This window comes from Limnobacter sp. (genome assembly GCF_046297615.1).
Classification (GTDB): Bacteria; Pseudomonadota; Gammaproteobacteria; order Burkholderiales; family Burkholderiaceae_B; genus Limnobacter.
Window position 1 is genome coordinate 209,448 of sequence record NZ_JBKBHM010000004.1, and the last position, 22,744, is coordinate 232,191.

General features: G+C 57.2%; 22 protein-coding genes. 3 read left to right on the top strand and 19 right to left on the bottom strand.

All coding sequences use genetic code 11. The annotated features are described in order from the left end of the window. Window positions 1-7: 7 nt before the first annotated feature. Genes ACK4FF_RS10065 through ACK4FF_RS10110 form a run of 10 tightly spaced genes read right to left on the bottom strand, consistent with a single transcriptional unit; the run spans window position 8 to window position 10,748 of the window. A complete protein-coding gene (locus tag ACK4FF_RS10065) occupies window positions 8-1,129 on the bottom strand; it encodes a methyl-accepting chemotaxis protein (RefSeq protein WP_409708332.1) in 1,122 nt (373 codons plus the stop codon). A gap of 14 nt (window positions 1,130-1,143) precedes the next feature. Continuing rightward, window positions 1,144-1,509: a response regulator gene (locus ACK4FF_RS10070; protein WP_409708335.1), complete on the bottom strand. Its 366-nt coding sequence runs from the start codon at window positions 1,507-1,509 to the stop codon at window positions 1,144-1,146. A gap of 58 nt (window positions 1,510-1,567) precedes the next feature. Then, window positions 1,568-1,822, bottom strand: a complete 255-nt coding sequence (locus ACK4FF_RS10075; protein ID WP_409708338.1) for a hypothetical protein — start codon at window positions 1,820-1,822, stop codon at window positions 1,568-1,570. Continuing rightward, a complete protein-coding gene (locus ACK4FF_RS10080) occupies window positions 1,807-4,140 on the bottom strand; it encodes a chemotaxis protein CheW (protein ID WP_409708341.1) in 2,334 nt (777 codons plus the stop codon). The genes ACK4FF_RS10075 and ACK4FF_RS10080 overlap by 16 nt, the downstream gene beginning before the upstream one ends. A 1-nt stretch (window position 4,141) precedes the next feature. Next, window positions 4,142-4,513, bottom strand: coding sequence for a response regulator (locus ACK4FF_RS10085; protein WP_409708344.1), 372 nt, complete (start codon window positions 4,511-4,513; stop codon window positions 4,142-4,144). Beyond that, window positions 4,510-5,379, bottom strand: a complete 870-nt coding sequence (locus tag ACK4FF_RS10090) for a CheR family methyltransferase (protein ID WP_409708347.1) — start codon at window positions 5,377-5,379, stop codon at window positions 4,510-4,512. The genes ACK4FF_RS10085 and ACK4FF_RS10090 overlap by 4 nt, the downstream gene beginning before the upstream one ends. After that, window positions 5,376-6,011 (bottom strand): HEAT repeat domain-containing protein, encoded by a 636-nt coding sequence (locus ACK4FF_RS10095; RefSeq protein ID WP_409708350.1) that lies wholly within the window; start codon window positions 6,009-6,011, stop codon window positions 5,376-5,378. The genes ACK4FF_RS10090 and ACK4FF_RS10095 overlap by 4 nt, the downstream gene beginning before the upstream one ends. A gap of 2 nt (window positions 6,012-6,013) precedes the next feature. Next, the gene (locus ACK4FF_RS10100; RefSeq protein ID WP_409708353.1) at window positions 6,014-7,147 is read right to left on the bottom strand and encodes a chemotaxis response regulator protein-glutamate methylesterase; all 1,134 of its coding nucleotides are present in this window, start codon (window positions 7,145-7,147) and stop codon (window positions 6,014-6,016) included. 8 nt (window positions 7,148-7,155) lie between these two features. After that, window positions 7,156-8,808 (bottom strand): chemotaxis protein CheW, encoded by a 1,653-nt coding sequence (locus tag ACK4FF_RS10105; protein ID WP_409708356.1) that lies wholly within the window; start codon window positions 8,806-8,808, stop codon window positions 7,156-7,158. 26 nt (window positions 8,809-8,834) lie between these two features. Further along, window positions 8,835-10,748 carry a methyl-accepting chemotaxis protein gene (locus tag ACK4FF_RS10110; RefSeq protein WP_409708359.1) on the bottom strand — a complete coding sequence of 638 codons (1,914 nt, stop codon included), beginning with the start codon at window positions 10,746-10,748 and terminating at the stop codon, window positions 8,835-8,837. 480 nt (window positions 10,749-11,228) lie between these two features. Between ACK4FF_RS10110 and ACK4FF_RS10115 the strand changes: the two genes are divergently transcribed. The 3 genes from ACK4FF_RS10115 to ACK4FF_RS10125 are packed head-to-tail and all read left to right on the top strand — an operon-like array spanning window position 11,229 to window position 14,579. After that, window positions 11,229-13,412, top strand: coding sequence for a hybrid sensor histidine kinase/response regulator (locus tag ACK4FF_RS10115; RefSeq protein ID WP_409708362.1), 2,184 nt, complete (start codon window positions 11,229-11,231; stop codon window positions 13,410-13,412). A 14-nt stretch (window positions 13,413-13,426) separates the two neighbouring features. Beyond that, on the top strand, window positions 13,427-14,092 hold the full coding sequence (locus tag ACK4FF_RS10120; RefSeq protein ID WP_409708365.1) for a response regulator transcription factor: 666 nt from the start codon (window positions 13,427-13,429) through the stop codon (window positions 14,090-14,092). Between the two features lie 10 nt (window positions 14,093-14,102). Next, a complete protein-coding gene (locus tag ACK4FF_RS10125) occupies window positions 14,103-14,579 on the top strand; it encodes a response regulator (RefSeq protein ID WP_409708368.1) in 477 nt (158 codons plus the stop codon). On the opposite strand, the gene ACK4FF_RS10130 is transcribed toward ACK4FF_RS10125, so the two are convergent. From ACK4FF_RS10130 to ACK4FF_RS10170, 9 genes are all read right to left on the bottom strand, one after another. After that, a complete protein-coding gene (locus ACK4FF_RS10130; protein ID WP_409708371.1) occupies window positions 14,500-14,850 on the bottom strand; it encodes an Hpt domain-containing protein in 351 nt (116 codons plus the stop codon). The genes ACK4FF_RS10125 and ACK4FF_RS10130 overlap by 80 nt on opposite strands. 64 nt (window positions 14,851-14,914) lie before the next feature. Then, the gene (locus ACK4FF_RS10135; protein WP_409708374.1) at window positions 14,915-15,430 is read right to left on the bottom strand and encodes a spore coat protein U domain-containing protein; all 516 of its coding nucleotides are present in this window, start codon (window positions 15,428-15,430) and stop codon (window positions 14,915-14,917) included. Beyond that, on the bottom strand, window positions 15,420-17,420 hold the full coding sequence (locus ACK4FF_RS10140) for a hypothetical protein (RefSeq protein WP_409708377.1): 2,001 nt from the start codon (window positions 17,418-17,420) through the stop codon (window positions 15,420-15,422). The genes ACK4FF_RS10135 and ACK4FF_RS10140 overlap by 11 nt, the downstream gene beginning before the upstream one ends. A gap of 21 nt (window positions 17,421-17,441) precedes the next feature. Continuing rightward, window positions 17,442-17,882, bottom strand: a complete 441-nt coding sequence (locus ACK4FF_RS10145) for a hypothetical protein (RefSeq protein ID WP_409708380.1) — start codon at window positions 17,880-17,882, stop codon at window positions 17,442-17,444. 15 nt (window positions 17,883-17,897) lie between these two features. After that, on the bottom strand, window positions 17,898-18,413 hold the full coding sequence (locus ACK4FF_RS10150; protein ID WP_409708383.1) for a spore coat U domain-containing protein: 516 nt from the start codon (window positions 18,411-18,413) through the stop codon (window positions 17,898-17,900). A 128-nt stretch (window positions 18,414-18,541) separates the two neighbouring features. Beyond that, complete coding sequence (locus ACK4FF_RS10155; RefSeq protein WP_409708385.1) at window positions 18,542-19,426, bottom strand: hypothetical protein; 885 nt, start codon at window positions 19,424-19,426, stop codon at window positions 18,542-18,544. Between the two features lie 92 nt (window positions 19,427-19,518). Beyond that, window positions 19,519-20,562, bottom strand: coding sequence for an NAD-dependent epimerase/dehydratase family protein (locus ACK4FF_RS10160; RefSeq protein WP_409708388.1), 1,044 nt, complete (start codon window positions 20,560-20,562; stop codon window positions 19,519-19,521). Window positions 20,563-20,637: 75 nt separating this feature from the next. Next, window positions 20,638-21,693, bottom strand: coding sequence for a DUF1513 domain-containing protein (locus tag ACK4FF_RS10165; RefSeq protein ID WP_409708391.1), 1,056 nt, complete (start codon window positions 21,691-21,693; stop codon window positions 20,638-20,640). A gap of 2 nt (window positions 21,694-21,695) precedes the next feature. Further along, a complete protein-coding gene (locus tag ACK4FF_RS10170) occupies window positions 21,696-22,649 on the bottom strand; it encodes a hypothetical protein (protein ID WP_409708394.1) in 954 nt (317 codons plus the stop codon). Between the last annotated feature and the right edge of the window lie 95 nt (window positions 22,650-22,744).

The following is a 22,744-nucleotide window of genomic DNA, read 5'->3' on the forward strand; positions in this document are numbered from 1 at the left end:
CGAGCACTCAGAACAGTTCAACCCGGGGCAGGCCTGTTTCATCAGGGGCTTGCCCAACGGCCAGCAGGTGGGCATTGCGCTGTTGATGCATCACATAACGCGCGTAGAGATCATCCATTTTCTGGCCCAGATCGGGCAACAAATCAGGACGGTCAGGGGTTTGGCCCAGTTGCTCATCCCATTGAAGAATATGGCTGTCCAGCATGTCCAGGGCAGATTCCACATGCTCCAGTTGCTGGCGAATAATGTCCTGCGTCTGCATATCGCCCAAGGCATCGGCAATGGACCCACGCAATTGGTCCAGCAAGCCTTGAAGGTCGTTGCTGACACCCTGGGTTTGGTTCAACAATTCCGAGAACTGTTGCCCCAAGGCACGCACCTTCTCGGAAAACTCGGCCATCTGGCTGTGCGTTTGGTCCTCGTCCAATTTCACCATCGCTTGGCCTGCCTGTCGCTGAATGTTGGCCGACACGGCGTTGATGGCACCGCGAATGGTGTTGGCCGCCTCCGAGGCTTTGCCTGACAAGTGAAACACGTTGTCAGCCACCACAGAAAACCCACGCCCCGCATCGCCGGCACGCGCAGCTTCAATGCTGGCATTCAAGGCCAGCATATTGGTTTGGCGTGCAATCGTCTCCACCATGCCCACCATGGGCAGCAAGTCGCCCACCATGGTCGTCAGGTCTTTAAGCCAACTGCGTTCCAGCGCGTTACGGGCCTCTGTGTTGTCATTCACGCGTTCAAGCTGCAGCATCATCACGGCCTGTTCTTCCATGCGTTGGGAGGATTTTTCAATCCACAACGCGGTGCTTTTCAAAGCCGCCTGGGTGCTGTCCAGCAATTGAATCGTCCATTGATGGGCCTGCCCCAGATGCCCCATGATACGCAGGGCACTTTCCTCACTTTCGCGTTTGACTGAGCCCAGATGGCCACGCAGCACATCGTTGAATCGCTTGACATCTGCCGCGTGGCGCGCGAGGGTTTCGCCCCAACCCAAATGGTGTTGCCGAGCCTGTTCTATGGACCACTGTTGCTGCCTGCGGCCCATGCGATGAACCACCCACCAACTCGCAGCGCTGCACACAGCTGCCGTCACGCCAACTGTCCACCACCATTGCAGTGTTCCCATGGTGTCATTCCTGTTCAAACATTGGGCAGTACTTGCCGAATAATGCGGATCAGATCCTGACCACCCACGGGTTTGACCAACCAACCTGTGGCCCCCAGCTTTTTGGCCTCTTCACGCCGGCTTTGTTGGGATTCAGTCGTCAAGGTGAGTATGGGTGTGAAGCGCAACAGTTGCCGGGCGTGGCGAATGAACTCAATGCCATTCATGTTCGGCATGTTGATGTCGGTGATGATGAGGTCGGGCTTGGGGATTGTTTTGAGCTTGTCCAAGGCCTGGGCACCGTCGGAGGCGGTCTCTACCTTGAAGCCGGACATTTCCAGCGTTTGTCTCAAACTCATCAGCATGGTGGCTGAGTCGTCGATCAGCATGATTGATTTCATGATCGTTGTTCCGTTGCTTAATGAACTACTGATTGGGCTTCATGGTGACCACCCCTGTTCAAAGGGCAGATTCACCACTGAAAATATGCTGCAAGGCTTGGCGCAAGTGCGGCGGTTTGGGCCAGGCATGCCAGCGGGGCTTATTGACCACCAACACCTGCACCACTGCGGTGTGCATGTATTCGCAGGCGCCGGCGTCAACCGGGTAGTCCGGGTGTTGGTCCAGCAATTCCTTCAAGGTTTCCGCTTCTTCCACACTGCACGCACCGTTCAATTCGATGCGCAATGCACTTTCATTCAATGTGACTGGCATGCCAGCACCTCCGCAAAATTCAAAATCAACAACACGGTGCCGTCACCCAGCAAGGCTGAACCGCTGTATTGGTTCAAGTCCGCCAGCACCCCTTCCAAGGGCCGAAGCAGAATGTCCACCGTGGACTCAAAATCGTCCACCACCACGCCCACGGTGCTGTCCCCCGCACGCACCACCAACACGGCCAGTTCGCCTTCTTCATTCAACACAGGCTCACTGTCCAGCCCCAGCAATGCATGCAAGTCAAACAGGGGAATCACCTTGCCGCGCAACACCGTGGCGCGCTGGCTTTGTATGGCGTGAACCGAGGCTTTGGGCACCCTCACGGTTTCGACCACCACATCCATGGGCACGCCGAAAATCTGTTGGTCTGCGCGCACCATCATCACATTGCTCACCGCCATGGTCAGTGGCAAGCTCAACACCAATTCGGTGCCCAATCCGTAATCGGACCGAAGGGTCATTTGGCCATTGACCCGTGCGATCGCGCTGCGCACCACGTCCATACCCACCCCACGGCCTGACACATCCGACACGGTGCGTGCTGTAGAAAACCCGGGCATGAACACCAGTTGCTGAAGTTCAGCTTCCGTCATGGCTTCAAGCCGCTCGGCAGGCAACAACCCACGCTCAAGGGCTTTGAGCTTCACGCGGTGGGGGTCAATGCCAGCGCCGTCATCTGCCACGCGGATATGAACACGGTCACCTTCCTGCCATGCACTGATGCTGATCAGCCCTTCCTCCGACTTGCCTGCCGCCAGTCGGTCCTCCGGCGGTTCTACACCATGGTCCAGGCTGTTGCGCAACACATGAATCAAGGGCTCGCTGAGCGCTTCAATCATGTTCTTGTCGGCCTCAGTGTCCTCACCGCTGATATCCAGGCGCACCTTCTTGCCCAGTTTTCTGGACAGGTCACGAACCAGCCGGGGAAAGCGCTGAAACACACTGCCCACCGGCAACATGCGCACTTGCATGATCGCGTCCTGCATGTCCTCAGCAATGCGGTTGATCACCCCGTAGTGCGCCTTCAACTCTCGGGCCAACTCCCTGACGCCAAACTGCTGTTCCGCCTTGTCGGCGAGGTAGGGCAAGGCATTTTTCGCCACCACCATTTCACCGATCAACTCCATCAGGCGGTCCACCTTTTCTCGGGACACCTTCAGCATGGTGTTGTTGTGGCGATCAGGCTCCGCAGCATTTGAGTCAGCCGCATTCGTGGTTGCTGCGGTTGTAGCGGCGGTTGTGGTTGTTGGGTTGAGGGCCAACGCAGGACCGTTCACCAACGGTATGTCCTGCCCGTCATTCAATTCGGCAGGCAAGGTACCAAGGCAATTGAGCATGGGCTGCAAATCATCTTCCGCCATGCTCAGCCTGAGGGCCTCTTGCACTTGGGTGTGCCAGGCCGGTCGGCCCAAGGAAGAAGCCAGGCCGCTGACCGACTGCGCAGCCGCTTGTGCCCTGGCCTGCCAACCTGCCTCAAGTCCCCCCAAGGCCAGCATGGTGGCCTGTGCCGTCCAGATTCGCTGCGCCATCATTCGGCGTGTGCTGTCCAGTGCAGGTTGTTCAGCAGGCTCAAGTACCCGCGTGTCCAATTGCTCGGGCACACATTCAAACACGCGCTTCACCTCGTGCAATGGCGCAGTCGAACTCAGAACGATTTCAAGATGACACTGATACACATCATCATGTGGTGAACCGGTGGCTTTAATCCTGAAGTACTGAAGCCCCGGCACCGTGCTGGCCAGTTGAACCGGGTCTTCCCCCTTGAAGAAGCATTCTGGCTCCGGGGTGTATTTCGCCAGCACCAGCGGCTGCAACACCTCGCCCACCTGCATCAATACGGCCTTCACCCAAGCGGGCTGTGCCTCGCCTGTCGAGTCGTTGTTCGGGGGCGTGGGGGCTGAGCCATTCGAATCAGCGGGTGTGGCCAATGCATGGCCCGAGGCACGAATACCGGCAGCCAAGGCGTCGCTGCGTTTGGCAATGCTGTCTTCGGTGTATTGGCCCTGTTCCCAATGGTCCAAGGCACCGGATACCAAATCCAGACAATCCAACAACAGGTCAGAATCCGACAGAGTGAATTGTCGACGGCCTTCCCGAAGTTCGTCCATCGCATCTTCGGCAGCGTGAAGCACTCGGGTCAATGGCCGCAGTTCCTCAAACAGGCCAGTGTTTCCCTTGAGGGTGTGCACCAATCTGAACAGATTATTGAGGTTCTCGGTGTCGGCCGGGTTACGTTCAAACTGCAACAGGGCGCTGCCAATGCCCTCCAGCAGTTCCCGGGCCTCCTGCACAAACTGGCTTTGTAAGGCATTCATGTCAGTGCTCCGCGCCCATCAGCAGCTCGGCACATTGCACCAATTGCTCAGGCTTCACGGGCTTGACCACGTACAAGTTGGCACCGGCTTTGTACGCCTGTACCTCGTCCTGCTCGCCAGCCTCGGTGCTGACCATCATGGCTGGGGCCTGTCGAATGTGGGGCGATTGACGCAACGTTCGAATGAAGCTGTAGCCATCCATCTTGGGCATGTTCACATCAACCACATACAGGTCAAAGGCCTGTCCTGAGGCTTTCTCCAGCGCTTCGAGGCCATTGATCGCTTCATCGGTCTCATACCCGGCAGCGTTGAGCACACCCTTGTGATACATCCGAACAGTGGCGGCGTCGTCAACTATCAATACGCGTTTCATGATTGAACCTTCTCCCCGGTCAAGGGTTTTTGATACACGATGGCATCGGTGAATTTGCGCACCTTGAACAGCCCGCTGATGCGGCTCATGGACTCAGAGTGCCCGAGGCAGATGAATCCACCTGGGGACATGGCGTCGTAAAACGCCTCGGCTGCCAGGCGCCGGGAATGGTCGTCAAAATAGATCAGCAGGTTTCTGCAGAAAATCAGGTCCACTTTGCGAAATCGGCGTGTGTCTGAGGCTTCAGTCACATTCACGCGCGCGAAGTCGATACACCCACGCAAGTCGTCTTTCAGGTCGAAGTGCTGGCCACCTTGGGCAGGGGTGAAATACTTCTCCAGCAATGGAGGGGGCAAATTCTGAACCGATCGGCGGCTGAACTGCCCTCGTCTGGCTTGGTCGAGTATGGTGGTGTCGATGTCTGAGGCAAAAATTTCAACATCGTATTGGGCAATGTCAGGCCAGTATTCCTGAAGGTAAATCGCTATCGAATAGGGCTCTTCCCCGGATGAGCAAGGCACAGACCAAATGCGAATGGGTTCGCCCGGGGCCTTGCGTTTGACCAACTCCGGCAGCATGGCCTTGACCATGCAGGCGAAGTGGTATTCCTCGCGAAAAAAATAGGTTTCGTTGACCGTCATGATGTTGATGAGTTTTTGAAGCTCATCGCCCTGCGCCTGAAAACGCAACATGACGAAGTAGTCTCGAAAGTCGGCAGAATCAGTTTGCTCAATGCGTTCTTGCAGACGCTTGTCTACAAAATAGCGCTTGGTGTCGTCGAAATGAATGCCGGTCTTTCGGTAGAAGTACTCCCGAAATTTCTGGAAGTCGTCGTCAGTGATCACGGCTTTGCTCAGTGTGCTCATGACTTCCCGCCCTTCGATTCCAGAATCCGGTCACGGGCTATCTTGGCGACAAACTGCAGATAGGGCTCATCGGAGAACCGTTGCTGCACGCTGTCCAAGGCAGACAGGCATGACTCATCACCTGTTTCTGCCAGCAAATCCAGCGCAGTGGCGCAGACATTCACATGCGCATCCTGCTCAATCACCTGAACCAGCCAAGGCACCACCTGCGGGTGTCGCAGGCTTTCCAGCACGTTGACGGCGAAGATGCGCACGTCCGGGTCAGGGTCCTTCAACAAACGGGCCATGTGAGTACCAATCGCCTGGGGCATGCCTTTGAGCACCTCAATGGTTTCATTGCGCAACCATGCGTCATTGCTGCGCAACAGTTCAATCAGCGCAGCCACGGCATCTTCGGAACCGGTCTTGCCCAGCGCGGCCAACATGGCCTCGGCCACATCACGCTGGCGCTCCTGCCCAAGTTGTTCAGCCAAGGCCGGAACTGCTAGTTCGACGCCACCGAGGTCGCGCGCGGCCATGCGGCGCAGCTCACTGTCGGTGTCGCTCAAGCTGTGAATCAACATCCAGACATCCTCGGGTTCATTGGCCACGGGGGTTTGCGGATTCTGGGTAGCCGCTTTGATCAAACCCATGTTCAGTTCTCCCTTTTTTCAACCCAGTTGATGATTTGTTGCGCAATTTTTTGAACCGGCAATACGGTGCTGGCACCTTGTCGCCTCACCAATTCACCGGGCATGCCAAACACCGTGGCGGTTTCCTCGCTTTCAGCAATGGTTCTCGCCCCCTGCTGTTTCAGCGCCGTCATGGCTTGTGCTCCGTCATAGCCCATGCCTGTCAACATGACCCCGATGCACTGGTTGGGCTTGAAGGTTTTACTGGCACTCAACAACAGCGCCTCGACACTGGGGTGCCACAGAAAACTGCTGGACTCGGGGATGGGTAACACCATGACCTGGCCAGCGCGTTCCCGGATCACCACATCACTGCCGCCTTTACCGATGTAAACATGACCAGCACGCAAGGGCATGGGGGCATTCACCTCACACACCTTCAGGGCACACAGGCCATCCAAGCGCCGCGCAAAGGCTTCCGTGAAGGTGGCGGGCATGTGTTGGGCCACCACCACCGGCCAAGGAAAGCTGGCGGGTAACAAAGGCAGAATGTCTTCCAGTGCCCGCGGACCGCCAGTGGACACCCCAACAAGCACCACACCGTGGGCCCGGTACGGTAAACCGCGGCTAACCGGTTCATGATTCACCGGTTCGCTTTTAACAGGTGCGGGGTTTGGCGCGCACACCACTTTGGGCGGGCGGGTTTGCTTGAAAGCCAGTCGGCTGCACGCGACAGACCTGACTTTCTGGATGAGCTGGTCACGAACCTTGTCGATGGACAATGAAATGGTGCCGTTGGGTTTTGCGATGAAGTCGACCGCCCCCAAGGCCAAAGCCTCGAAAGTGGCCATGGCCCCCTTCTCGGTCAACGACGACACCATGACCACAGGCGTTGGGCGTTTGGCCATCAACATGGACAATGCAGTCAAGCCGTCCATCTCGGGCATGTTGATGTCCAGCGTAATCACATCCGGGTTGAACTGATCCGCTTTTTTCAAAGCCTCCAAGCCATTGGGTGCCGTCTGCACTTCAAAGCCGCCTTCACTGTTCAACATTTCGACCAGCAGCTTGCGCATTAATGCGGAGTCATCGACCACCAGCACACGCACAGGTGCATGGCCATGACCGACACTGCGGGCCAACCCTCCAATCGCCATCGGTCACCTCACACCATTTCCCGTGCAGGCTCAGTCCACGCCTGACCACCATCATCAACAGGTGTGAATGATTCGGCCGGAGTGCTGTCCGTGGCCTGTACACTGGGCTGCACCCCTGCAAAGCCAGACTGTGATTTCAGCCACTGGCGTTCAGGGCCATTCATCAGGGCTTGAGGATCAATCAAGAGAATCATGCGTTTGCTGTCCAGCAAGTTGGCCACTTTGGGCAGCAATTCGGCGGAATGCAAACCGTCAGCTGGGGTGTCCGCAATGAAGCGGGATTCCAGACGCAACACTTCAGTTACGGCATCCACAATGAAGCCGGTGCGTACACCGTCCACCAGATACACCATGATGCGTTGGCGGTCGGTGCGCTCACCACTGGCAATGCCCATGCGGCGGCGTTGATCAATCACCGGCAGCACAGTGCCCCGCAGGTTGATGATACCTTCCAGCGATTCGGGGGCTTGGGGTATGGTGGTCAAACGTTCGGGCACACGCACAATTTCCTGCACGCTGTGAATGTTCACCCCAAATTCTTCATCACCCAGAATAAACACCACCACCTGGTTGTCATCGGGGTTGCTGTCGTCACTCATGTCCAGGTTTCCTTCGTCGCTCTGATTGGTGTCAGCCACATTCGCCGCACTGTCGCTGAGGCACACTTCGGCGTGGCCCAACAGGGAGTCCACGTCCAGCACCGACACCAACCGTTTGCCCTGGTCCAGACGGCAGATGCCACTGAGGTGTCGAACCTGCCCACCGGTTGAAAACAGGGAGGGCACCTCTTCCACCACTTGACGGGGCACACGAATGACTTCGTTGACGCGGTCCATCACCACGCCCACCGAATGGCGGGGTGAAGTCTGCAACACCACCACCCGGTGACTTTCTTCCAGCGCCTGCTCAGGTAAAGAGAAAATTGAACGCAGGCTGACCAAGGGCAACAGGCGTGACCTCAGTTCCATCACCCCCAACACACCCTGCGGCGCATTGGGAATACTGGTGACCACAGTGGGCACTTGGAGAATCTCCTGCACCCTGGCGATCGGGGCGGCATATTCCTGGCCCTGAACCTCAAAGCTCACCAACTGCAATTCATCGGTGTCCACATCGTCAGCCTCGGCCTCTGCATGCTGACTGCCGAGGTTGACACTGGCAGCATGGGCATGCTGTGCGGTGTTGGCAGCGCTTGCATGGGCCTGCATCAGCTTCACAGTGTCCAGAATGAGAATCAGGCCATCTTGGTGGCGAACCACTGCGCTCAACCACTCGGAGTACTCAATGTGCTCCTGCTGGTCCAGTGCTTCCAGCTCGGATTCGTTGACACTCATCACCGCATGCACCCTGTCCACCACAATACCCACCGGGCTTTGAAGGCTGAGTACCAGCACCCGCGAGGACTCATCCGCCTCTCGGGGCAACATGCCCATCATGGTGCGGCATTGGAACACGGGCAGCACCCGGCCACGCAAGTTGGCCAAGCCGCACAGGTGGCTGCTGGACAAGGGCACCTTCACCGTGGCGGGCAGGCGCACAATTTCCTGAACAGCACTCATCGGTACAGCAAATCGTTGTTCATTGAGGTAAAACGTCACGATCTGGTGACCGTCCTGTTGCACGGGGTCCTGCTCCGCAACGATGTCGTCATTGGAATTCATGGCAACACTCCACAGTGGGTTTGGAATCAAGAGCTCTGCAGTTCATCAGCCAGCGATGCAATTTCCTCAATGGCGGCCGACAATTCATCGGCGCCCTGGGATTGCTGCCGCGCGGCTGCGGCAGATTCCGTGGCGGATTTCTCGGCCTCGGATGCGGCAGAAGCCACTTGATCCACACCCACTTTGACTTCGGACACTGCGGCCACCATCTGGTCGGCCAGTGTCAACACCTCCTGATTGCCACGCTGCAGCACCAGAACGTCGCCTTCAATCAACTCCAGATTGCTGCTGATGGCCTTGGTCTTGTCGATTTCGCCGGACGCTGAGGCCGAGATGTCCTGAAGGTCGCGGGCCACAGTGCCGATCTGCTCCTGAATGGACCGCACCATGTCCTTGATACGGTCAGCGTTTTCTGCGGAGTCATGGGCCAGGTTCCGGATGTCAGTGGCCACCACCACGAACCCTTTGCCAAACTCCCCTGCGCGCGCCGCTTCCACAGCACCATTGACGGCCAACATATTGGTCTGAATGGACACGGTGGTGATACTGTCCACAATCTTGTCAATGCGGCGTGACACCATTTCCAGCGCTTTGATTTGGGCGATGCTTTCACGGGTTGTTTTCAAGGACAGTTCAATGCCGCTGATCAAGCCCGCTATCCCGCGTTTGTTCTCGGACAACAAATCTTTCATGACGGTCGATTTGTCCAGCGCCAACTTGGCACGACTCGCCGACAGCTCAATGCCTTTTTCAATCTGTCCCAAAGCTGCCGCACTTTCAGCACTGGCGGCGGCCTGGCTTTGTGCCCCTTTGCGAATCTGTTCGATGGCCACCATGATCTGCGCCGATGCCCGCGTGATTTCCTGCACGGCTGAACTGAGCTCTTCGGCCGCCGAGGCCACATCCTCAGCACTCTTGGCAATGTCACTGCTGGTGCGCAGGTCATCGGCGATTTCCGAAAGGCTAGCCGCAGTCTGTTCGGCCTGAGACAGGGCAATGGTCTGCTCATTGACTGTCTTGGCTGATTCTTCAGTGGCACTGCTCTGCTCTTCAGCCGCGGCAGCAATGGCCTCTGCTGCGGCCAAAGCCTGCTGGGACGAACGCGATGATTGCTCAGCAGCCACCAGAATTTCTGAAGCCCCGTCCACAATCAATTGGCTGTCCTGTTGAATGATTTTCAACTGATCAACAACCACTTTACCCCGCCCGGCTTCTTCCAAAATGGTTTGTGCCGACTGGTTGATGCCATTGGCAATCACCTGCACCTCGCCCTGAATCTGCGTCACCAGACTTTGAATGTCACGCGCACTTTTCTCCGACGTTTCGGCCAGGGTTCTTACCTCATCGGCCACCACCGCAAAGCCCTTGCCATGTTTGCCGGCACGGGCTGCTTCAATCGCGGCATTCAAAGCCAACAGGTTCGTCTGGTCGGCAATGCGGGCCACCGCTTTCACAATTTCACCGATGTTGGAGGCCTGGCGTTCCAGTTCAGCCACCATGTCCACACTCGCGGCTTGGCGATGTGAAGCAACTTCAATACTGGTGACAGTATTGAGCACGTCCACAGTGATTTTGCCGGACAGGGTTTGAAGGTTCTGGCCACGAACTTGCGCGTCCTGCGCATTCTCGAGCTGTTTTTGAATGTTCCCGGACAGCACATGAATGGCCTGTAGCGACTGCTGCGCAGCCCCGGACGCTTCCTCGGCACTGGCGGCGATCTGGTCGGATGCGCGCTTCAACTCTTCCGAAGCGGATGACGCTTCATTGATGCCACTAGACAATTGGCTGGTGGCACTGGCAATACGCTCAGCCGCTTGCTGCTTCTTGGCCAAGGTGCGCGCCTTGCGCCGCTGCGCTTCTGCCTCGCGTTGAATGTTGGGAGACACAACATCGTGAGACACACTGTCGCGAACGGGGTTTGATTTTTTCACCAAGGGCATTGCGGATTCTCCTGCACGGGGATGTCAGTCTTTTTGTTAATTAGAAGATCGATTTCTCATTAACAATTTGACCTAGATTAAAAAATCCAGTGATCAGGAAACGAAAGAAAAGAGGGGTAAATCTGAAGGTTTGAATTCGAATGACGCAATTGACAAACCGATGAATGCCGGTACTCACACAGAGCAAAGTCAATGATTCAGGAGACAGCCCTGATGATTTTTAAACTCATTTAACAATCTAAATTTGTCAGTAGATTTCTTTAAGCCCTTGCCCAGACTAGAAAAGAACACATTTGTTCACACAACACACCCTGCTACATACTGTTCATTTTATTTCAAATACTTACGGCAATTATTTTTCAAACTAAGGGGTATCTACCACTGGTAAAACACAGCCTTTTACGTAAGGATTACACATATGGGTAATGGAACATTTAGATTCATTAATCTAAATTGATAAGCGAGTGGCAGCGGGGGAGGATGAACGTGTTTCAAACCGTGTTTCGGAGAATCGAAGCGTATCTGAGTGGAGTATCACTTCGACCGAACGCCACACTCACCGTAGCCGCATGGGCCAAAACCATCGGCCTGCTGGTCACCACCTTGTGCTTGATTTTGGGTGCAGTTCGTTACCTGAAAGCCGTGGATGAACTGGACCAACGACACACCTCCATGGCCGTACTGATGGAGTCAAGAATCCGAGCGTTGATGGATGGAGCGGTGAAGAAAACAGAAGCCCTCGGACAAACCTTGAGGGCAATTCACCCACTGCCGGACGACCAGTATTTCTATGTGGAATCCACGTTGGACAACCTCTGGAATGATGTGCCGGGGCAACTGCTGGCCATTCAACAGGGAAAAAACCAAGCGCCCACGCTGACCGGGGATTTGTCCAAGGAACTGGCCAATTACTTGGTGGCCCTGAATGCACAAGGCAACAATGAATCAACCGGCGACCCCTACACCGTTCACGGCTTGATGGACACCAACACCCACTCTGTCAGCCGTACACACCTGACCGTGGGCCAAACAGAGCTTGCGCAGGGTGTGCTGTCTGTGTTGTCCCTCGTACAGGCGCCCGGCACAACAGGCACCCAAGCAGGGTCTGTGGCGGGCATCTTGAAAGTCAACATCGACCCAGCGTTGTTCATTGAAGCCATCGACCTGTACCGAGTGGAATCAGGCACTGATGTGAAGATTCTGTACACCGACTGGCAAGGCCTGTCCAAGTTGTACCAAGGCACTCACACCCCGGATGGACAAGGCAGCACGCTGGCCCAGGCTCTGGGGGTTATGCATCAATTCAATTACCAGAATGGGCGCTTCACGGTTACTGTGGAACCCAGCGTGGAAAGCCTCAACCAGCATCTGTTCTCATGGAAAGGGCTTGCACTCACTTTGGCATTAAGCCTGAGTATTGGCCTGGTGGCTTGGCTGGTGGTGGCCTTTGTATTTCAGCGAATTTACCTGTCCACGGTGAATGCGCAAAAAAACAATGCGGAAGAATTGGTCGGCATTTTGAGCCATGAAGTTCGCAACCCTCTGTATGTGATGCAGGCCCTGGCCGATGAGTTTTCGAAAATTGAGCTGGGTGAACGTGCACAGGCCTTGATGAACATGCAAACCATGGCACTTGAAACAGCCCTGCTGACCTTGAACAACACGCTGGATTTAAAGAAAGCCGATTTCGCTGCACTTGAACTGGAATGCATTCCCATGGACCTGGACCAGATTGTTCGGGACACGAAGGAGATGTTCCGGGTGAAGGCTGAACAGAAACACATCTATCTGGAAGCGAGCATACTCGGTGGCCATTGTGGCCTGGTGCTTGGCGACCCGCTTCGCCTGCAACAGATTCTGATCAACCTGCTGTCCAATGCTCTCAAGTTCACACCCGAATATGGCTCGGTCTCGCTACAAGTGTTTGTTGGCAAGGTCAGCAGCTCGCGCGTCTCCGTACACTTTGCAGTGCAAGACACCGGTGCGGGCATCGACAAAGACCTGATCCAACAGGTCACCCTGCCCTATGTGCAAGGCGACCGCAGTGTGGCACGCCGCTACGGAGGAACCGGTTTGGGGCTGCATGTGGTGCATCGCATTCTTGATTTGATGGGCAGCCGCCTGACCATACGCAGTGCCCCTGACAAAGGCACACGTTTCTCGTTTGCTGTCGATTTTCAGCTGCACACCTCAGAATGCCTGGCAGACAGCCTGAGCCACGGGCAAGAAAACCAAGGTTTACTGGGCGTGCATGAAGAATTGCAAGGCAAAAAAATTGTGTATGTGGATGACAACCCCTTGAACCTCATGATTACGAAGGAGACCCTGAACGCATTGGGTGCCGAAGTTGAGGTGTTTGAGCGCCCTGTGATGGCGCTGAGCACACTGGATTCCGGCAGCCTGCAAGTGGACATGATCATCTGTGACCTGTGTATGCCGGAAATGAGTGGCAATGAATTCATGGTGCATGTGCGCACCATGGACTTGAACCCACAACCTGTCTGCATTGGCGTAACCGCGCTGACAGACTCCCAACTGGCCAACATCGACATCACCGATTTCGATCATGTGCTTTCCAAACCCTTAACCGCAGACAAACTGGCACGAATTTTCCAGAAGAACAACACGCTTGAACACACTCGCGAACCAAGTCCAATATTCTGACAACAGGAAATGCCATGGCCAAGCTTCTCATCATCGAAGACCATCCCTTGACCGCAATGATTGCGGAAGAAATCTTCACATCAATGCTGGATTTGACAGAGATCCGGTACATCGACTCCCCCGCCGACCTGGTCAACATTGACCGGCTTGAATACGACATCGTGCTGACCGACCTGATGATGCCCGGCGTCACCCCCGAGTATGTGCTCGATGTCGTCAACAGCATGTTTGCGCATGCAAGGCGGTTCGTCTTCACCGCACTGAACTCGCCCGCCATCGTTGAACGGGTTGAAGCAGCCGGCGCCGTGTACCTGTGCAAGAACACCACCTTCAGGCAGGTGCTGGAAAAAGTGCACGGCTGCCTGATGCAGGGCAGCTGCGGGCTGATTTCCGAACGGGACCGCCGCCCCTGCCAAAGCCTGATCCAATTGCCTGGGCGCAAACCGCTCACCTCGAAACAGGCTGCCATCATCGATTTGCTGTCCAAAGGCAATTCCGTCAAAGAGGCGGCTCGAATTGTGAGCCTGAGCCCGGAAACCATCAAGGCCCATGTCCGCGAGGCCTTCGTGAGGCTAGACGCCCACAATGGAAGAGAAGCCAGCACCAAGTTTCAGGAAGCCAGGCGACTGGCGGAACGGGTGTACGGCAAACAAGCGGTAGAACTCAGCATGAAAGAGTGACCTGACGACCATGTGCGAAGACAATCCACCCAACACCCAGGAAGAGCCGATCACGGTGCTGATCGTTGAAGACAATGAAATTGCGCGTTCTGTGGCCTGCAGTCACCTCGCCTTCTTCGGGTGCGAGGTGGACACGGCCGAGAACGGTCTTTCAGCCGTGCACAAGTTTCTTCAGAAGCGATACCGCATGGTGTTGATGGATTGTCAGATGCCGGTCATGGATGGCTTCGCGGCCACGGGGTTGATCAGGGCGATCGAGAAGAACACGGGGCTGTTGCCCACGCCCATCATCGCGCTGACCTCCGAGCCCCTGCAGAGTTGTCAATGCAGGGGGCTGGAAGCAGGCATGACTGATTTTCTGGAGAAACCCCTGTTTCAGACGGATGCCATCAAATTGCTGAACCGGCTTATGCAGACGGAGCAATCCGGGTCAATGCAAGCTCCAGCTCATTCAACAGACTTCTCAGGCGGTCCAACGCCTCGGTGAAGGCCTGCGCCTGCGCCGATTCGCAAGCTGCTTCAGCTTCCCGGCCCACATCGTGGATAAGGGGCAATGCCAGGCTGGATGCGCTGCCAATCAACGTGTGCAGGTGGCGCGCAGCAACCAGATGGCGGCCGCTGTTGAATTCCGTGACCGCTTGGTCACAGAGACCGCGGCCCTGATGCACCATGGCGAACAAAAACTTCAGATAAGTTTTGCGGTCAAAAGTGAATGACTTTGACGCCGCTTCAAAATCAAACCAGTCCAACACTTGCATGGTGATCGCCATCCATTCAACGGTTTCACAATTAACGTAGTCTGCCCGCCTTTGTCTTGTCAAATCAATTCACCGTAACGGTGACCACCACCGAATCCGAGTAATTGCCCGCCCTGACAAACTGCGATGCAGGAATGTGAATGAACGCATCCTGCGTGGTGGATGCACAGCTGGACAATATGGACACCACGCACTGCAGGGTGCCGCTTTGTGTGACTGTACCCCCACTGCCATTGCCAAGCATGCTGGACGATGGGCTGCTGCTGGTGCGCAAGCTGTAACCCAAACGACTGCTGGTGTCTGTGGCATGCACCATGCTGCGGGCAGTCTGGTTGCCAGAACCACCGGTGCCGTATTGAATGCTCCAGGATTTGGACGACAGCAGCGTCAACACTCCACTGCAATCAATCACCACCCGGCTGGCCTGGGCCGCTGAAGCCAAGGGCACGCTGTACAACACCGTGGGGTAGGACGTGAGCGTGAAGGAACAGCCCCCAACCAGCGTGACAGCCTGCGAGGGCGTTGCCCACCAACAGGCGGTGCACAGGGCCAACATCAGGCTGAATCGACTAATGCGCACGGCCATCCACCTTGTAAATGCCGCCCAAGGCAGGGGATGCCTTCAGGCGCACGGGCCCCATCTCATTGTCCATGTCCACAGACTCTGGGTTCACCAGAATCTGGTTGTGTTGGCCGATCAGGGCACCGGGGTTCAGGTTGTTGCGGCTGACTACACCGTTGATTCGGGTTTGAACCGCATCGAAACCCAGTTCGGTTGCAGGCTTCAAACCGTCCAGTGCAACCAACACTTCAGCAGGTCGCGACAAGGTTCTGGGCAAGAAACCCAGCACCTTCGGCTGGTCACCATAATCCAGCCCAACCACACCCGACATGGAACCCAACAGTTGACCGGTGCTGTCCACCTGCCCACCCAAAGTGACATGTTCAAAATCATGCCGCGTGCGTGCGTAACTCAATGGCCCAGACACCAGCGCAAAGCTGTCCCGGGTTTGAAGAAAGCCATTCAAGGATTCCTGACCTGCAGGCGCACCCGTGCCGCTGCCTGCGCTGGCCTTGGAATACGACAACCCTCCCAACAGCGGGTTGGATGCGCTGAAGCCTCGAGAATCCAGCGCCATGTTGGCGTTCACCCCGCAGAACTGAAGGCTGACACTCTGGCTGTCGCGGCCTGCTTTGCAAAACAGGCTCAGGTAACCACCACGATACAGGTCCGTGCGAAAAAAGCGCGAAACGCTGGTTTCCTGCTCGGGCCCATCCAAAGCCTTCATGAAGCCCACACGCCAGCCACTGTAGGCAGAATCTGGCCCCGTGGGCGCGTGGCCGGAGAACAACCAGGAAGGGTCAAAAGACACGCCTGCTTTGGCAGGCCCCAAGGCCTTTTCAAGGTAGGCCAGTTGGCTGCCATGCGCATAAGCCACCCGCTGAATACCGGGGCCGTAAGCCGTCTCGGTTTGGAAACCCGCGCTCAGAAAACCACCGCCCACCAAGCTTCTTGCCGACATGGCCAACTCCACCGGGTTGATCTGTTTCATGGGCAGGCTGGCACCCACCGGGGCCATCACCTGCGCCTGCCCCAAATTCACCCGCGCCCCCACCTGAACAGTCAACCGCTCAGTGACGCCACGCTCGGCATGGGCTTGGGCAGCCCAATAGTCCAACCGGGCGTCACGGTAAACACCGGCTGCGCCTTCCCAGCGCCCTTTGGGCTGCAAGGCTTGGCTGAAGAACACATTGCGGTTCACCTGCACCAACTCGCCTTTCTCATTTCGGTAAATCACAACCACTTGGTTGTTCCCTTCCACCAAAGGCACGTTGTAGATGCTGACATCGCCCGCCTGCACCGGCAAAGTAACGCGGGGCTGGTTGTTCACCAGCACGGTCAGTTCAGTGTCCGACACCAAGCGGCCACTGAACACCTGCACATTGTTTTGGGCCAAGCGCGATGACTTGCGCCATTCCACCCCCTGCCCCACGGCCGATGCCAAGGGGCCTGAATCAGTCACCAGTTGACCGACCCGCCATTGACGAATGGCCACAGAATTGCTGTAACCGAACTGCTCGGCATCCAGCCTGTAGAGGTTGACGTACGCCTGGCTGATGCTGCCATTCTGGCTGACGGTGTATTGCAGCCCTGGGCGTTGATTGGCGGTGAGGTCGGCATTCAAGCGGCCGTTGGGGCCACCAGCCAGCCACTCGTAATTCAACACGGCTGTTCTGGGGCTGGGCAGGTCAAAGCCTTCCAGGCTGGCGTTGCCATAGCTTTGGCTGACTCGCCTGGCCTGCTCCTTGATTTCAAACTCCAAACGGTCTGCATGGAATTGCCCACACCAACTTCGGCCATCCACCGCATCCAGCTTGTGCGGCAGCACACCGCATTCACCCGCCTGGGCTTGCGTGACTTGCCTTGCCTCCAGCGTGTTCACTGCACCATCCAGATAACGAATCTGAATGATGTCGCCTTCACTGAGCGGCGAGGCGCGCACAGCCCCATGGCACATCAGCAGCCCCATCAGCAGGCTGTTGGTCAAACGGGCGGGGCGTGCACGCATGGTGGTGTGTGTTGAACACGGTTAGAACAACGTGCCCAAGGTGGACTGCTGGGTTTTCACCTTCAGCCCTAGCCGCAAACGGAATTGCAGTTGCACTGGCGTGGCACCCGCCTGAGGGTCAGCAGGCAACTCGGTGAAGTACAACAGGCTGTTCTCCTGAATGTCCTCCATCTTGCAGGTGTATTGAAGCCGAACGACTTGCGAGCCATCAGGCGGCAGACTGATTTGCCGGGGCGACACCCGGTAGCAGGCGGTTTGCTGCGGGTCAGCCGCCTCAACCGTGAAGCGGCGTGTGAGGTTGCTTTGGTTGCTCAACTCCAGATGGGCAAACCCTGTTTTGGGATTGAGCAAAATGGCTGTGGGGGCCACGGAGATGCCAAATGCATGGGCAGCACCGGGGCCAATCAGGCCGAACACCAGCGCCCAAACCAGCTCCAGGCCCATCGAACGTTGCGTGCGCATGTTGCCGCCCAACGCTTAAGGAAAGGTGACCGTGATGACCACGGAATCGCTGTAGTTGCCTTGCTTGACACTCCACTGCGCAGAGGGAATTTTTCCAACCACAGTCAGGTTTTGGCTTAAGCCCGTGCCGGTTCCCGACACCACACCGGCTTGGCCCGGGGCCTGCCACACGGTGGTGCCATCACTTTGGTACAGCTCATAGTTCATGTACACCGTGTTGTCGGTGGCATGGCGCAAACGCCGGGTGCTGCCGCTGACATAGGTGCCCAGCCCCAAACCCACGTTGTAGCTGGTTCCCAGGGTGCAACGCACCTGAATCACCGTGCTTTGCGAACTGTCTGCTGCCGGGGTGTAACTGCCCAGGTTCAGGCTGACCGAACTGGTGCCCAACTCGCAGTAGTCAGACACCACCGCCGACACATTCAAGGTTCCAGTGGTGGTGGCCGCACGGCCCAGTGGTGCAGCCAGCACCAGCACAAGCGCAGCCAGCAGGTGAACAAAGGGCCATGGCCCCGTCGGTGAATTCTTCATGGGTTGCCCCCGATTCAAAAACCAAATGACAATGAAAGCAGCGCCGCGGACGAAGGCGGCCTGATTGACTCACTGTAGCGATTGGCTCAAGAACCGATGGGCGGGTCAGAGGGCGAAGAATCCCTCAATTAGGGGGTTTGAAGGGGGGTAGACGCATGGAGTTGGGTTTTTTGGAGGCCCACCTCACGGTGCAACACCGCCCGCTGGTAAACCGAGTTGGACAGCATGCGCAGAAAGGCGGAACGGCCGGGGTACTCGGCCACCACCAGTTCATCCCAAGCGTGTGGCTGAGGCTCTCCCTGCGCGCCGATCAAGGTCAGGCGATAACGCCCCATGGCCACAATGCGGCCACCCAGCCTGAAAATACATTGCGCCGCCACGGGCGCATAACGTTCCCCATACAGGCGTTTGCCAGTGGTGGGCTTTCCAGTGAGGGGGTTGTTCACCTGTGCTGCAAACTTCAAGAGATTGAACATGTGAATGCGCGTGTTTTGCGGGCACGCCTTGAAAGCCTCTAACTGTTCAGGTGTTGGGTTCACACCGCCTGAAATGGCTTCAGACGGAATTGGGCGGTTGGCCGAGGGCGCTGGCAACTTGGACATCACCCAACGCGTCAGGCCCATGACCCGTTGCATCAACTGGCGCGGTTGTGAAGCCACCAAGGCCTGCACCGCCACGGCTTGGGCAGAGACTTTGCTGAACTCGCTACTGCCCACCCATGCCAGCAAGGCTTTCGCCGACCGCGCCGACACCACCACCACAGTGTGCCACTGCTGCTCAGCTTGCCCAATGAAATGAGTGTCGCAACGGGCCACCGTCAACACGGCACAACCGGCGGGTTTGGCCCGGTTCAGGCAACTGGTCAACCCGGGTGGAATGGCGGCACCTTCGGCCCAAGCCCAAAACACCTGCATCAACACAGGGCGGTCTTGGGGCATAGCCTCAAGGGCGGCCTGTTGGGCTGCGCTGGGTTCTCGATCGGTGGGCACTGCTCGCTGTGGGCGCTTGGGCATGGGGCAGAATCGACCTTTTTATTTACACTATGTACAGTAGTGTAAACCCAAGACTCTCGCTTCGTCCATGTTCCAAGCGCGGCGTCAGACCCTTAGCACACCCCAATCGTTTTTAGCCACTGGTGGGAACGGCGCAATCCCTCATCGAGTTTGACCCTGGGCTGATACCCCAACAAGCGCCGCGCCTTGTCCGGCGAGTAGCCACCTTTTCGGCTGAACATCAACATGGTGTCGGGTGCTGCCTCATCCTGAATGCCCAATGCGCGGTTGACGCGCCACACAATGCCGGTCAGCCACAGCGCAAGCCCTGTGGGCATGGATGGGGGAGCGCCTTTGCGGCCAGCCCACTGCCAGTGGTTGGCGAAAAAATCTTTGCAGCGCACGGGCTCGTTGCCCCAAAGAATGAACACCTGGCCTGAACCCGCTTCAAGACCGGCAGCCAGCACCATGCCATCGAGCAAGTCGTCGATGTACACCGGCGTGAAAATACCCTCTCCCCACGCGGGCAGCATCAGCCGCCGCTTCTTGGCCATCGTATAGGGCTCCAGCACCCATGCGCGTGAACCTGGCCCGTACACATCGCCCGGGCGAATGATGGTACACGCCACTTCCCCTGCGGCATGCGCAGCCAACACCACATGCTCGCTGGCCCCCTTGGCCACGCCGTATCGGTAGGCTTCACCAATCACCACCGGCGTTTGCTCGTTGGCACCGTCTGCGTAGTCATGGCCCAAGGCTGCGATGGAGGAAAAATGAACAAAGCGCTGCGCACCACCGGCCACGGCAGCATCCAGCGCATTGCGCACACCACGCACCGAGATGCGGCGGTAATCGTCCCACCCGGCTGACAAGGACACCACGGCAGCGGTGTGAATAAACAAATCACAGCCCTTGGCGTGGGCCATCCATTCACCCGGTGTGGCAATGTCCCCTGCAACCACCTCGCGGGCTTCATCGGCGTGCAAGTCCATGCCGCACACCTGAACCCCCAGGGACTGGTAGCGGTTCATCAGCGCACGGCCAATAAAACCGTTGGCGCCCGTGATGAACACCCGATTCGGCAAGGTGGGCACCTGCCCATCCGCCCCCAGGGGAATCGGGGCGTGTTCAGCGTCGGTGACTGGGCGAACAGACATGGCATTTCCTTATTTGATGACAAGTGTCATCACTTTAGAGTACAACTGTTTTCGTGTCAAACCAATGGCCTTGATTCAACCCTGAACCGACACCCAGTGATTGTCCAATTCAAGCGAAAGGCTGTCCGCCTGCTGCACACCTGCCAGCAGTTGCCCGGCAGGTTGCGCCAGTGCACACACCTGCGGCGCGTCCACAACCCGAGTCAATTGCCCCCCGTTCACCACCAACAAGCGCGAGGCCTGAGTGGCCGCCACAGCAAACCCGCTGGCGCATGCAGTGATGTCGCCGGCATAGCCCTGAAAACCGGCAGTGCCTTGAACCAGACTCAGCTTTCCTTGGGCCACTACAGCCAGCAGGGGTGAATAGTGGTTAACGGCCATGTCGTCTGAATGCGCCTGCAACGCCACGCCCAATTCACAGGTTGTCGTATTGAAAGCGAGGTGACGAAGGCTGAGGTGCCGATCTTGCAAAGCCCAGCGGCGCAGCAAACTGCCTGTCTCCAAATCAAAAGCACACAGGGACGAATCCACCACGCTGCCCGGCACTCTGGCCCGGCCAGTTTCCGGCTTTTGCAGCAAGCCCCCATTGGCCACCACCAAAACAGGCCGAGTGCTTACCGCGGGCAAGCTGGGCAACAGCAACATGGCATGGGGCTCAATGCCATGGGTTGGCCATGCGGGTTGGCTGTCCAAGGTGTGTTCGTCATACCACTTGATGCTGCCCTCGCCTGTTTCATGGTTGGTGGCTGTCAACGCGATGGCGTGCCGCTGGGGGGCACAGCACACATGGCCATTCAAGGCCACATCCGGTTCAAACCACAAACGCTGGGTTGCACCACTGGCAGGCTGCCAGCGAATCAGCCAGTCACCGGGCCTGCGGGCGGCTATCCACAGGCTGCCATCCGACCCTTTGGCCAAACCGTGGGCACGGCCCGGCAAAGGCAACTGGTGGCCTTCGTCCACCAATACGGCACCGCTGCCTGGGTTCACCTGCAGCAGCCCGGCCATATAACGGCCATCGATGGTGTTGCGCCATGTGCCCCACACCGGCACAGTGCTTTGCCCAGCCCACAAAGGGCATAGCGGCAAACCCAACACCGCGAGCGATGCGCAGAACAAGCGGCGGTTCATGATCAATCACCATCGGATGAAGAAAACCGGATCGACACCTTCAAGTCGTTCACCACGATGTTCTGCAGTTGTTGATGCAGCAACTTAAGGTGATTGGCCAGCAAACGCAGGCCCGCTTCGTTGGGTGGCGCACTGCTCAACAGTGCCTGATTCACTTTGTCACGTTGGGCTGCCAATTGATCAGCAATCTGTAGCTTGCCCTGCCCGGCCAGAAAACTGGTGAGGTCATCCACTTGAGGGCTGACCCCCGCCCACGTGGCCTTCAGCCACACCCACTGCGAGCCTGAAGCACCATACACCCCCGGGTTGCGCACGCCATCGCGCGCCTGCTCCAACGGTTTTTCAAGGTAAGCCCAGGCCAGTGTCTGCACGCTGCCCATCAATTGGTTGGCGTACAGGTCCAGGTCGGCTTGAGTAAACTGCGCGGGCTTTTGAAGGCTGCGGGCCTTGTCCAGTTGTGCCAACATTTCATCAAGCACCTGGCGGGCATACAGGCACTCTGCTGGCGCAGAGCCCAGCTTACCCCTGACCACCAACCACTCCAGCGCACCAAAACCCTTGGCTGTGACACCCACATTCACCAGTGGTGTACCGGCAGCAACAGCACGTTCAATCTGGGCGGGGCGTACCGGCAGGAAACCCAGTCGCTTGGACAACTCACCATCCAATACAAAACCCGTCTGCATGGCATTCAACGCACCCCACGCCGACAAGGCGCTGCGAAACCGGACCAACACAGTGTCTGGCGCAGCCTCGCAACGCTCGCCCAACACCTCGGTGAATTGCAGCAAGGCCTGCTTCAACTGATCGCCAGCAACACCTTGCCGTTGCTGACTCAACTCCAACAGGAGGCTGGGCTCCATGTAAGGGGCGGGGCCCTGCTGGGCCAAGGCCGGTAGGCCACTGAACCCGATCAACAACGACAAACCCGCAAACAACACTGCCCGACTTTTCACCACAGCAACCACCAATAATGAGACTTATTATCATTATAATAGGTGAGAAATGGTTTGAAGGAGTAACACGCCATGGGCTTTTTCCGGTTATCACA

Bases quoted from the DNA above. Each gene is read 5' to 3' on its own strand.
- ACK4FF_RS10110 (WP_409708359.1), bottom strand. From the start codon at position 10,748: ATGCCCTTGGTGAAAAAATCAAACCCCGTTCGCGACAGTGTGTCTCAC.
- ACK4FF_RS10120 (WP_409708365.1), top strand. From the start codon at position 13,427: ATGGCCAAGCTTCTCATCATCGAAGACCATCCCTTGACCGCAATGATT.
- ACK4FF_RS10065 (WP_409708332.1), bottom strand. From the start codon at position 1,129: ATGGGAACACTGCAATGGTGGTGGACAGTTGGCGTGACGGCAGCTGTG.
- ACK4FF_RS10165 (WP_409708391.1), bottom strand. From the start codon at position 21,693: ATGAACCGCCGCTTGTTCTGCGCATCGCTCGCGGTGTTGGGTTTGCCG.
- ACK4FF_RS10085 (WP_409708344.1), bottom strand. From the start codon at position 4,513: ATGAAACGCGTATTGATAGTTGACGACGCCGCCACTGTTCGGATGTAT.
- ACK4FF_RS10150 (WP_409708383.1), bottom strand. From the start codon at position 18,413: ATGAAGAATTCACCGACGGGGCCATGGCCCTTTGTTCACCTGCTGGCT.
- ACK4FF_RS10075 (WP_409708338.1), bottom strand. From the start codon at position 1,822: ATGCCAGTCACATTGAATGAAAGTGCATTGCGCATCGAATTGAACGGT.
- ACK4FF_RS10090 (WP_409708347.1), bottom strand. From the start codon at position 5,379: ATGAGCACACTGAGCAAAGCCGTGATCACTGACGACGACTTCCAGAAA.
- ACK4FF_RS10125 (WP_409708368.1), top strand. From the start codon at position 14,103: ATGTGCGAAGACAATCCACCCAACACCCAGGAAGAGCCGATCACGGTG.
- ACK4FF_RS10130 (WP_409708371.1), bottom strand. From the start codon at position 14,850: ATGCAAGTGTTGGACTGGTTTGATTTTGAAGCGGCGTCAAAGTCATTC.
- ACK4FF_RS10140 (WP_409708377.1), bottom strand. From the start codon at position 17,420: ATGCGTGCACGCCCCGCCCGTTTGACCAACAGCCTGCTGATGGGGCTG.
- ACK4FF_RS10095 (WP_409708350.1), bottom strand. From the start codon at position 6,011: ATGGGTTTGATCAAAGCGGCTACCCAGAATCCGCAAACCCCCGTGGCC.
- ACK4FF_RS10115 (WP_409708362.1), top strand. From the start codon at position 11,229: ATGAACGTGTTTCAAACCGTGTTTCGGAGAATCGAAGCGTATCTGAGT.
- ACK4FF_RS10070 (WP_409708335.1), bottom strand. From the start codon at position 1,509: ATGAAATCAATCATGCTGATCGACGACTCAGCCACCATGCTGATGAGT.
- ACK4FF_RS10105 (WP_409708356.1), bottom strand. From the start codon at position 8,808: ATGAATTCCAATGACGACATCGTTGCGGAGCAGGACCCCGTGCAACAG.
- ACK4FF_RS10160 (WP_409708388.1), bottom strand. From the start codon at position 20,562: ATGTCTGTTCGCCCAGTCACCGACGCTGAACACGCCCCGATTCCCCTG.
- ACK4FF_RS10145 (WP_409708380.1), bottom strand. From the start codon at position 17,882: ATGCGCACGCAACGTTCGATGGGCCTGGAGCTGGTTTGGGCGCTGGTG.
- ACK4FF_RS10080 (WP_409708341.1), bottom strand. From the start codon at position 4,140: ATGAATGCCTTACAAAGCCAGTTTGTGCAGGAGGCCCGGGAACTGCTG.
- ACK4FF_RS10100 (WP_409708353.1), bottom strand. From the start codon at position 7,147: ATGGCGATTGGAGGGTTGGCCCGCAGTGTCGGTCATGGCCATGCACCT.
- ACK4FF_RS10155 (WP_409708385.1), bottom strand. From the start codon at position 19,426: ATGCCCAAGCGCCCACAGCGAGCAGTGCCCACCGATCGAGAACCCAGC.